Source organism: Bacillus sp. MRMR6 (genome assembly GCF_001940785.1).
Classification (GTDB): domain Bacteria; phylum Bacillota; class Bacilli; order Bacillales; family Cytobacillaceae; genus Neobacillus.
Genome location: NZ_MSLS01000001.1, coordinates 457,766 through 469,079, shown reverse-complemented (window position 1 = coordinate 469,079; position 11,314 = coordinate 457,766). Strand labels below are relative to the sequence as shown.

Sequence of the window (11,314 nt, the reverse complement as noted above, 5' to 3'; positions counted from 1 at the left end):
CCATAACAATCAAGTCTACTGAGCATCTAGACCAGGAAGCATTTCAAGAAACGGAAAGATTTAAAACCCTGGCAAAAAACCGCTATAAAATTGAAGCAAAAAATAGTGAACTCAAGCATGGGCACGGTTTTGAAACAGCCAAATCCTCGGGTTTATTTGGTATGGAAATTCAAGGAGCCACAACCATATTCGCTGTCAATCTCAAACGGATAATAAAACTTCTTAATGAAAAAGAATAGGAAATAGGCAGAGGTATAAGCAACTTYCCTTCGAATTTCGGTAGGAAGTTGCTTTTTTTTGTCTTTTTTCATCCATAATGTCTTTTCCTTATTTATAAAATATAAAAAACGGAAGTTCTTCAGTGCCCTCGCTTCGCGCCTGCGGGGTCTCACCCTGACCTGCTAGTCCCGCAGGAGTCTCGTGCCTTCCGTGCAAATCAACAGGTTTATAAAACCACAATACCCTTTAACACCGCCTATTGAAAATTAAAAAACAGACCAAACCTGGTCTGTTTTTCATTAATTGGCAATGACAACTTTAATATTTTTCTCTTCAAGACTATTTATTGTCTGTGCATCAATATCTGAGTCCGTAATAATGGCTTCAATAGCTGCAAGTGAGGCAATTTGGGAAAAAGCTCTGGTTCCGAATTTACTAGAATCAACCATTAAGATGGTTTCATCAGCAATTTCCATCATTTGTTTTTTTACTAATGCTTGAGACTCGTTAAAGTCGCTAAGCCCTCTTTCCAGGTGGACACCTTTACAAGAGAGAAATGCCTTGTTTACGTGATACATACTAAGCGAACGTTCCGCTAGTGGACCAACAAAAGATAGTGATTGTGACAGGAGTGTACCGCCGGTTGAGATCACTTTGATTTGTTCCTTTTTACTCAGTTCGATCGCAACTTTTATTGAGTTGGTGAGTACCGTCAAAGGCATATCAGGCAGTTCCATTGCTACATACCATGCCGTTGTACTGGCATCTAGAAGGATTTGATCTCCCGGTTCAATTGTACTAACTGCAGCAGCAGCAATAGCCTTCTTTTCAGCAGCATTTGTCACTTCACGTTCTAGATAGGACGTTTCTGAATCATTCTTTTCAATACTAACTGCCCCACCATGACTCCGCATTAAGAGGTTTTCCTTTTCAAGCTTTTCAAGATCACGGCGAATCGTTTCTTCCGTTACTGAAAAGATCTTACTCAATTCAGTAACCCGCACACTTAATCTCTCATTAACCAATTCCACAATTTTCCTCTGTCTTTCGGCTACCAGCACACCTCTGCACCCTTCCTTATTATAAATCATTTTTGTTTTATGTTGTTTTATTTTTATTTATGTTTTATTTTCTCTTTTAATATATCATATTGCTTGAAAAACAAAAAGACAGACCTTAAAAAATGGCCCGCCTTTTTGTTATTGGCTGTGTTAATGTATAGTGTTGATGTTTGCGAAATCAACAGTCATCTTTAACAAAGCCTTATTATTAACGCTTAGATAATACCTCTTTTTCATAGCCTTTTACGTCTTCTAACCATGATTCTCTTACTGGTACTCCCATTTTTTCACAGTAGTAATCCCACACGGCGCCAAATGGATAGGTTTTGAATTCTTCCATTAATGCCAATCTTTCTGTGAAGTTTCCTTCTTCTTGAAGCTGCTTTAAATAATCATTCGGTGTTAACATCGCATAGAGCAGTGCCTTGACCATGTTACGGGTCCCGATGGTCCAAGCTGCCACACGGTTGATGCTGGCATCAAAGAAATCAAGGCCGATGATGACGCGGTCTAATGCATCATTGCGAACAATTTCATAGGCAATTTCTTTTAATTCATCATCAAGGATTACGACGTGGTCGCTATCCCAGCGCACTGGTCTTGAAACGTGCAACGCTACCTTCTCACTGAATAGAAGCATAGAAGAAATCTTGTTTGAAACCATTTCTGTTGGGTGATAATGACCTGTATCTAGTAAACATAATTTATTATTTTTCGCTGCATAGTTTAGATAAAATTCATGTGAACCCACTACATATGCTTCAGAGCCGATACCAAACAATTTACTTTCAACAGCATCTAAATTATACTTTTCGTCTACTTCTACAGCAAAAATCTTATCTAATGACTCTTTTAGTCTTTTTCTTGGTGTAAGGCGGTCACTTGGAATATCCTTATATCCATCTGGAATCCAAATATTTGTTAAGGCCGCTGTACCAAGCTCCTTACCGAAATACTCACCAATTTTACGGCTGCCGATACAGTGGTTGATCCAAAACTCACGAATTTCCTCGTTTGGATGTGATAGTGTTAAGCCATCATCTGCCTTAGGATGGGAGAATAATGTTGGGTTATAGTCAAGACCAAGTCCTCTTTCTTTTGCCCAGTTTACCCAGTTTTCAAAATGCTTTGGCTCGAGCTGGTCTCTTTCTACTACTTCACCATTTGTTTCTGCATAAATTGCATGCAAATTGACGCGGTGCTTTCCTGGGATTAACGAAAGAGCTTTGTCTAAGTCACTTCTTAACTCTTCTGGTGTAGTTGCTTTACCAGGGTAATTTCCTGTTACATCGATCCCGCCGGATAATTCATTTTGATTTACTTCAAATCCAGCGACATCATCACCTTGCCAGCAATGAATGGAAATCGGAACGGCTTTTAGCTTTTCAATCACTTCATCTACATTTACTCCCCATTTTGCATAGGCTTGTTTTGCAAGTTCAAAGTTTTCATTAATTGACATCATTGATCTTCCTCTCTGTACTCAGTTTGTCACTGTTGTTGTTGGCATATATTTTTTAACTTCAAATGAGTTTTTGATGATCGAACGAGCTTCCTTAATACCATTCATCTCACCTAGTGAAATGAGCTGAGCTACGATATTACCAATTGCGGTTGCCTCCACTGGTCCAGCGTAAACCTCTTTATGGGTTACATCAGCGATCAGTTGATTAAGCAATTCATTTTGACAGCCGCCGCCGATGACGTTAATTTTGCTGAATGATTTTTCAAAAATCTCCTCAATTTCTTCAACCGCTGTTTGGTAGCAGGCTGCTAAACTATCAAACACACATTTAGCGACTTCTCCAGGAGTACTTGGAATGGGCTGCCCTGTTTGGACGCAAGAATTCATGATTTCCTGGATCATATTATCTGGTTTTAAGAAACAGTCTTCATTTACATTGACGATTGCTTTATAGTCTTTTGCCTCACGTGCTAAATCAACAAGCTCAGCGAATGTATATTCGTCAAGGTAATTTCGTTTCACTTCCTGGATCATCCAAAGCCCCATTATATTTTTTAGGAACCGATATTGGTAATCCATGCCGCCTTCATTGGTAAAGTTGTAATCAAGTGCCTTCGTAATACAAATTGGAAAATAGTTTTCCACACCCATTAACGACCAAGTTCCAGAACTGATATAGATCGAATCATCCTGCTCCGGCACCGATAGAACAGCTGAACCCGTATCATGGGTGGCGGGAAGAATCACGTCCATATCAAAGCCAATCTCTGACACGATTTCTGATGACAAATTACCAAGAGAGGTCTTTGGCATGTGAATCTCTTGGAACATTTCCTTATTAATGCCTAATACGTTTAATATTTGGTGGTCCCATTTTTTTGTAAATGCATTCACCAATTGTGTTGAGGTTGCATTGGTATATTCATTTGCTTTTTTACCTGTTAACAGGAAATTTAGATAGTCAGGAATCATTAAAAATGATTTAGCCTTTTCTAGGATTTCAGGCTGACTCTTTTTCAATGAATATAACTGATAGATGGTATTGAATTTTTGAAACTGGATTCCGGTTTCTAAATAAAGTCTCTCTTTTGAGAAGAGTTCAAAGACTTCTTCCATCATGCCATCTGTTCGAGGGTCCCGGTAAGAAACGGCATGGGTTAATGGCTGATCGTTTTCATCTAGTAACACAAAATCTACTGCCCAAGTGTCAATTCCAATGCTGTCTGGCTTGATTCCCATTTCATTGCACTTTTTCAACCCATTTATGATTTCTTGAAAAAGCTTATCAACTTCCCAGCAAAAAGATTCGCCCTTTTGCACAATTTTGTTTTCAAAACGATGAATTTCTTTCAGCTGCATTTCGTTATTCTCAAGGTATCCTAAAATAAGTCTGCCGCTTGAGGCGCCAATATCGACTGCAATACTATACTTTATCATTAACATCACCTTCCGGTTGCAAACGCTTACTGATACCTCTATTCTACTAGAATAATAGAAAATTCATATATCGTAATTCGGTTAATTTATTGTCCTTATTTGCAAAAAAGAACAACCTCAATTTATAGGTTGCTCTCGGAATTTTTTTGGAGTGAGTCCATATTTATTTTTAAAGATCTTATAAAAATAACTGATGTTATCGTAACCAACTAGTTCTGCGATTTCGGTTATTGGTATTGTAGTACCTTCTAATAAGTGCTTTGCCTTATTTAACCGTTTTTCTTGCAATAGTTCTTTAAATGTATATTTTGTAGCATTTTTTATATTCTTGCTTAAAGCATAGTGCGGCTGGTTTAATTTCTCTGCTAGCTCATAAAGGGAAGCATTCTGATATTGTAGTTCAATATATTTCATAGCCTCGACCATTATATAGTGGTTTGCTGGACTTTGTTCATTTGGCTTAAGATGATCCGAATTCTTGATCAACTCAATCATAAGTAATCCCATATAAAGTTTAATGGTCGAATCAGATAGTAATGATGGATTCATTATCTCCTCCATCATTTTATTAATTAATTCTTGAATTTGAGCGACTTCCGAAACAGCATAATAAAGATACTGTCCATTTTGCGTGTGATTATAAAGACTATTTATGATAAAGTTGCTAATTAAGTTGTCAGAAGACAGGTAGGAAAAGATGAACTCAAAGAATTGCGGCTGAATGATAAAGTTAATAACAATGTCCTCTTTTGCACACGCCTCAATTTCATGTTCAATATGCTGGTTTAAAAATAATAGTTCCCCTTTTTTGAGGCATATTTCTTCATTCCCCACTCTTTGCTTTAACTGACCGTTTAACACATAATTAATTTCTATATAATTATGACGATGCTTTGGAAAATTGATAAAACGGGTATGTTTCCTGAGCATAATCATTTTATCTTTACTTAGAAATTTTTCACTTTCGATAACAAAGACAGCTTGACTTGTATATATATCCTTTTTGATCTCCGTTTTTTGTTGAAGAATGGCCTGCTCCTCATCTGTAATTTTCAATAATTCGTCTAGCAGATTGGCTTTCATTTATTCACCCCGACAGGTTCTAGTTATATAAGTATATTTATTTTAACTTAATATAGGAAAAATTAGAATGCGAAAAAGCCTGTCATTCCACCATGACAGGCTTAACATTAATTTACTAAAACTGCTTCCCATTCAAGCTTATTTATTTCTTCAATAATAGCCACCACTTTTTCCTCAGTAAGGTTGGCCTCTCCATTTTCAGCCAATTCCTTCAAACTTCTTGCCTTTGTTGAAAAAATTGCAGGTGGTTTTGTAATACCCGGTGCAACTCTCTCTAGTATCTCAACGGCTTCTTTGTAGTCAAGATAATCAATTAGCTTCGTATCCACAGTAAAGCTTGGCCTTAATCCGCGCTCGTTACGATATTTAAAGTGGTAAGAGCCAGAACCTACATTTAGTTTTACACCTGCTGAAGTTTCCTGATAAGAGTGAATGTCACCTAAAGCTAATGGCTGGTTACCTTCATGAACATCGGAAAGTTTTGCTTGTGGTAAAAGAACTTCTGCTGTTGTATTAGCAGGAATCTTGATTTCAAGTTCTACCTCTTCCTCTGTAAGATGCCAGGAAGATAGTATTTGCCCGTACATCGATTCATGGACTGCTTTTGCAGAAGTTAATGAAATCCCTGCAAACTTCGGTTCGATTTTGATTTTCTTATAGGCAGGGCTGCTGGCATCCATATCCAAGCCTGCAATCACTTTGTACATCCAATTTCCAATCGACCCATATGCATAATGGTTAAAGGAATTCATTTGGTCACTCCAGAACGAACCATCTGGCTTAATGCTATCCCAATGCTCCCAAACGGTAGTAGCACCTTTTTTAATTTGGTAGAGCCAGGATGGGTAATCATCTTTCATAAGTAATTTGACGGCTGTTTCATGATAACCGCCTTTTGAAAGAGCAAAACAAATATATGGTGTCCCCACAAAACCTGTATTTAAATGATAATCATTTTGAATAATCAGCTCGTTAAGCTCATAAGCTGTCCGTTCCTTTGCTTTCCCCTCCACCATATCAAACATTAAGGTAATGATATGAGCAGTTTGTGTTGGGGATACCAATCTGCCTGATGGAGAAACAAATTCTTGGTTAAATTGCTCGATAATCTTATTCAGTAAATCACTATATTCCTCGACCTCTTCTGTTTTTCCAAGCACCTCTGCCGCATCTCTTAGAATTCTAGTGGAATAGGCATAAAAGACCGTAGCGATAAAATCTTTTGGTGTGGCGCCAACAAAGCTGTTTTCTTTGGCATCTAGGGCTAACCAATCACCGAAGTGAAAGCCTGTGTTCCATAGGTATTCATCTTTACCCTGTCTACGGATGTACTCCACCCATGCTCTCATGCTGTCATATTGTTCTGCTAGCAAACGCCTATCAGCATATGTCTGATATACCGTCCATGGAATAATCGTTGCTGCATCTCCCCAAGCAGCGGAGCCCTTTCCACCCTCCACATTTGGAATAACAAATGGCACATTCCCGTCTGGTAGCTGATCGGCTTTTAAATCCCTTAGCCACTTTGTAAAAAATGGCCCACCATGGTAATTAAACAGTGCTGTTTGAACAAAGACCTGAGCATCCGCTGTCCATCCCAGTCTTTCGCTCCGTTGCGGGCAGTCAGTCGGTACATCGAGGAAATTCCCTCTTTGCCCCCAAACAATATTCTGCTGCAGCCGGTTAATCAAAGGATTTGAGCACTCAAATTCACCTGCCTGCTCCATATCAGAATGGATGACTTCACCGATAAAGTGATCAAGCGGCAGTCCGTTTTCCTGCCCTGGGTATCCTTCAACCTTCACATAACGGAAACCTTGGAAGGTAAAATGCGGGGCAAAGGTTTCTGTCCCTGCTCCTTTGGTGATATATTCCACCTTCTGCTGAGCAAATTTAAGGTTACCAAAGTAAATATTCCCGTCCTTATCCAACACCTCGGCATGTTTTAGGAAAATTCGCGTTCCCTCAGGAGCGCTTACTTTGAAGCGGATTCGACCAACCATGTTTTGCCCCATATCTAAGACAGTATCACCAGCAGGTGTTACAAAAGCTTCAACTGGTTTCAGCACCTCCGTTACTCGGACAGGAACATTTTCTTGTGCCACTAATTCAGTGAACGGCATTTCTTGAACTATGGTTTCTGCCCAGTCCTGGTCATTAAAGGCAGACTTACTCCAGCCCGCTTGTTCCAGCCTGGCATCGTAGGTTTCCCCATGATAAATTTCAGAAAATACAATCGGGCCTGTTGAAGCTTTCCATGTTGAGTCCGTTACAATTACTTGCTCAGAACCGTCGTTATAGGTTACATGCAGTTGAAAATAAGCTGCGCGCTTTTCTCCATAAATATTTCGATTGTTTTCCCTGACAAGATTTCCTTTATACCAGCCGTCTGCTAACATAATACCGATCGCATTAGCACCAGCCTGCATTTCCTCTGTTACATCGTACGTTTGATACTGCAGTCGTTTATGATAACTAGTCCATCCTGGTGCAAGAAGGTCATCTCCGACCCGCTCACCATTTAGGTATAATTCATATAAGCCAACACCAGTGCCATAAATACGAGCGGAAGTAATGCCACTCTTAAGAGTAAATTCTTTTCTTAATAGAAAAGCTGGTTCAAAAAGAGGATCAAGCGTTTTAGAATCCGGAGTAATCCATGCTGCTTTCCATTCTTCTTTAGCTAACAATGCCGTTTCCCACCAACCGGTATCACTCCAATTAGCTTCACGTTTATAATTATCCCAAATTTTTACGCGGTAATAATATCTTATTCGTGAGTGGACATTTGGACCCTCATATTCAATATGGATCGATTCAGCTGATTCGACTTTCCCTGTGTCCCATATTAGATCACAGAATTCATCATCATTTGCTACTTGGATCTGATACGCCTTCTGCATGGTTCCCCGTCGGTCGGATTGGATTTTCCAGCTAATTCGAGGTCTTTTTATATCAATGCCTAGTGGATTTTTTTTATACTCACATGTTAATTCGTCTACTATTAGCTTCATTTTTCTCTCCCAGCAATTCTTGATTTAAACGATCATTCCAATTAAGCTGTTCGTTTGTGAAATACTTCCTAAATATCTTCCGCTTTCTTTTACCTTCCGTTCCTGCGTTGAGCGGTCCACTTCAATGAGACCAAATCTCATCGAATAGCCGGATTGCCATTCAAAATTATCAAAAGTGGTCCAGTGAAGGTATCCTTTGATGTCAAATCCTTCGTCTAAGCACGCATGAACACCTTCTAATGCCTTACGGATAAATTCTACGCGCCGCTCATCATCATTTGTTGCGATACCGTGTTCCGTAATAATAATTGGAATGGATAGATCCTTAGAAACCTTGCGAATGACATTACTAAGTGCTTCTGGATAAAATTCATACCCCATTTGGGTAAGCTCTGCATGTTCAGTTGGCTTCACTTGCCCTTCAGGCCCATACACTTCTCTCGTGTAATTTTGAAGCCCGAAAAAGTCATCCCCTTCAACCATATCTAAATATTGTCTAAAATAACTTTGCCATTTTTGAACTGCCAGCTCCTCACCGCCAGGGATGGACTGTATATCTGAAAGGGCCATTGATAACCCGACTTTCGTTTTTGGCTGAACCCGCTTAATTGCCTCACGGGCCTTCCTATGAGTTTCTTTCAGAATCTTAATCGATGACTCATCAGAAATCATATGGAAGGTAAAGTAATTTTCAATTGTTGTTCCGCACAATTTTGCCGCTGATTCTCTCCATTTAGGGGCCGTCCAGGCATCTCTGTCTATGCCAACAGGCGGGATAAATCCAATTCTTGAAAAAATCTCACGTAACATGACAGGCAGGTTAATCTCGTTCATAGTCAGTACATAAGGAATTAAATGTCCGATTTCATTGAAAACTACTTCACAATATTTTGCAAATCGATCGGGAACCTCTGGGCTTGCCCAGCCTCCTAATCTCATTAACCACTTTGGAGAAGAAAAGTGATGCATCGCTACCATCGGTGTAATACCGTGTTTGTAGCATGTTTCGAGAACATCCCGATAATGTTCAATCGCCGACCGTGAGTACTGTCCTGGTTCTGGTTCTACCCTGGACCACTCAATAGAGAATCGGTATGCCTTTAAACCTAGGCTGGCCATTAGGGCTATATCTTCCCGGTATAGGCGATAATGGTCTATCGTATCACCTGATTTGTCCTTATATGGTGAGCCCTCCGCATGCTCTTCTGCCCAGAAATCGCTGTTAACATTATTTCCTTCCACTTGATAGGCTGCTGTAGTCGAACCCCAAAGAAAATCTGGTGTAAAGGTAAACTTCATTTTTAACACTCCTCGTTGCTATTCTTTTTTCTATTCTCATTGTAGCAAGCGTTTCCAGAAGGTTTAATAGTAAAAGCAAAGAAGTTTATTGCTCGAATCAAAGATTTGATATACATAAAAAAGAACCCTCCGCTAAGAAGGTTAATCTTGATTTTCCCTGTATGCTTTTGGTGTTTGATCAAACACTTCATTAAATTTTTTGTAAAAGAAAGATACACTCGAGTAGCCAACTTCTTCTGCAATATCAGGTATCGGCAAGTCTGTGTTTGATAAGTACTGTGCCGCTTTATTTAATCGCTGAATTTGTAGCAGCTCTTTAAACGATTTTCCTGTCGCTTTTTTAAGGACAGCGGATATATAGTTTGGATGATACCTGAAATAAGCAGCCATTTCGGTTAAGCTGCATTCCTTATAATGGTCTTCAATATACTTAAGAAAATCGAAGACCATCATACCATTTTGTGTCGTATGATCATGGTGTGAGGTCTTCCTGTTACTGTGCCTGATTAACTCTGTTAAAAGAATGAAAAGATAAGCGTTAATCATATCATTCGAACAAAAGTCCTTATCAAAATACTCGCACATGATTTGGTCCATAATTCCCACAACATTGGAGCGGCTTTCTAAAGGAAAAGAAAGATAATTGTTCGCATTTCGCTTGTTAATAAGTGATTCGATTAAAAATTGAGAGATAATGCTCTTATTGGTAAACCGACTGAGAAAGCCTGATGACAGGAAATCCTGCTTGAGCTTGATATCGATAACAATATCAGTAGCTGAAATATCCTTTACAGTGTGAGGAATGTTTTTGTCAATAATGATAATCCCGCCCTCTGTAAGGGGGATTTCACGCTTCTCAATATCAACAGTACATTCTCCCTGATAGACGTAGATCATTTCAATATAATGATGGATATGCATGGGCACAAAAGCGGTAGGAAGCTGCTGCCAGATAACAATACTATCTTCAACAGGATTAATCGAGGAATCAAAACTTAGATTGAAGAGGTAAACTTCCTGACCATTTACTTCAATTGTTTTTGGATGATAAAGTTCTTTTATTACATTCCAATCAGGTGCTTCATTTGTGTTGTTATTTATTAGAAAACTTCGTAATTCAAGACGATTCATATAGGTTCCTCTATCTATCATTTAGGTACGGTAATTTTTTATATACTATACCATATTACTTGACCTTTTTGATTTGAAATTAACTACCATTTTAACTAAAGAAATAAACGCCTGAATTCGATTCAGGCGTTTAGGGAACTCGTATTAATTGTTCTGGCTTAGGAGTTCATATACTTCATTATCTAATTTCTTAGCTAGGTCTGCATTGTATGTTTTTTCATATTCAGGTTCAACGGTAACTTTTCCTCCGTAAAACATAACATTCTCCACTGCTTCAACCTCGATCGTCACTACACAGTATTTCATCGTCCTTTCAATTACCTCTGAAACAGTCGCAGTACCTCGTGCCTCAAAGCAGCTCCCAGCTCCAATGATGCCTAGTAGAACATTTGGGTTGTTTTGAATGTTCTCAATGCTTGATGCTTTATGGCCAAGTGCTATTTTAATTTGTTTCCCGTCTGGCTTTGCCAACACCCAAGATACAACGCTTAATTGAGGTAATTTTGTTTTTGCGTCAATTGTGATGAGTGAAACCATTTTTTCTCCCTCTAAGGAAGATACTAGTTCCGAAGTTAAATGATCTACTGTTTTTGTCATCATCATCA

General features: G+C 38.9%; 9 protein-coding genes. 1 reads left to right on the top strand and 8 read right to left on the bottom strand.

Annotated elements, in window-relative coordinates; genetic code table 11:
• A partial coding sequence (locus BTR25_RS02250; protein WP_075685690.1) for a transposase occupies positions 1–239 on the top strand: 239 nt, incomplete at its 5' end.
• 279 nt (positions 240–518) lie between these two features.
• Here the strand turns inward: BTR25_RS02250 and BTR25_RS02245 are convergent.
• The 8 genes from BTR25_RS02245 to BTR25_RS02210 form a co-directional block, all read right to left on the bottom strand.
• A complete protein-coding gene (locus tag BTR25_RS02245) occupies positions 519–1,280 on the bottom strand; it encodes a DeoR/GlpR family DNA-binding transcription regulator (protein WP_075685688.1) in 762 nt (253 codons plus the stop codon).
• Between the two features lie 208 nt (positions 1,281–1,488).
• On the bottom strand, positions 1,489–2,742 hold the full coding sequence (gene rhaA / locus BTR25_RS02240; protein ID WP_075685686.1) for an L-rhamnose isomerase: 1,254 nt from the start codon (positions 2,740–2,742) through the stop codon (positions 1,489–1,491).
• 21 nt (positions 2,743–2,763) lie between these two features.
• Positions 2,764–4,182, bottom strand: a complete 1,419-nt coding sequence (gene rhaB, locus BTR25_RS02235; RefSeq protein WP_175596678.1) for a rhamnulokinase — start codon at positions 4,180–4,182, stop codon at positions 2,764–2,766.
• Between the two features lie 117 nt (positions 4,183–4,299).
• Complete coding sequence (locus BTR25_RS02230; protein WP_075685684.1) at positions 4,300–5,265, bottom strand: AraC family transcriptional regulator; 966 nt, start codon at positions 5,263–5,265, stop codon at positions 4,300–4,302.
• Positions 5,266–5,372: 107 nt separating this feature from the next.
• On the bottom strand, positions 5,373–8,279 hold the full coding sequence (locus BTR25_RS02225) for an alpha-L-rhamnosidase (RefSeq protein WP_075685682.1): 2,907 nt from the start codon (positions 8,277–8,279) through the stop codon (positions 5,373–5,375).
• Positions 8,280–8,303: 24 nt separating this feature from the next.
• Positions 8,304–9,578 carry a glycoside hydrolase family 1 protein gene (locus BTR25_RS02220; RefSeq protein ID WP_075685680.1) on the bottom strand — a complete coding sequence of 425 codons (1,275 nt, stop codon included), beginning with the start codon at positions 9,576–9,578 and terminating at the stop codon, positions 8,304–8,306.
• A 141-nt stretch (positions 9,579–9,719) separates the two neighbouring features.
• On the bottom strand, positions 9,720–10,709 hold the full coding sequence (locus BTR25_RS02215; protein ID WP_075685678.1) for an AraC family transcriptional regulator: 990 nt from the start codon (positions 10,707–10,709) through the stop codon (positions 9,720–9,722).
• A 144-nt stretch (positions 10,710–10,853) separates the two neighbouring features.
• Complete coding sequence (locus BTR25_RS02210) at positions 10,854–11,306, bottom strand: PNPOx family protein (RefSeq protein ID WP_075685676.1); 453 nt, start codon at positions 11,304–11,306, stop codon at positions 10,854–10,856.
• Positions 11,307–11,314: the final 8 nt, after the last annotated feature.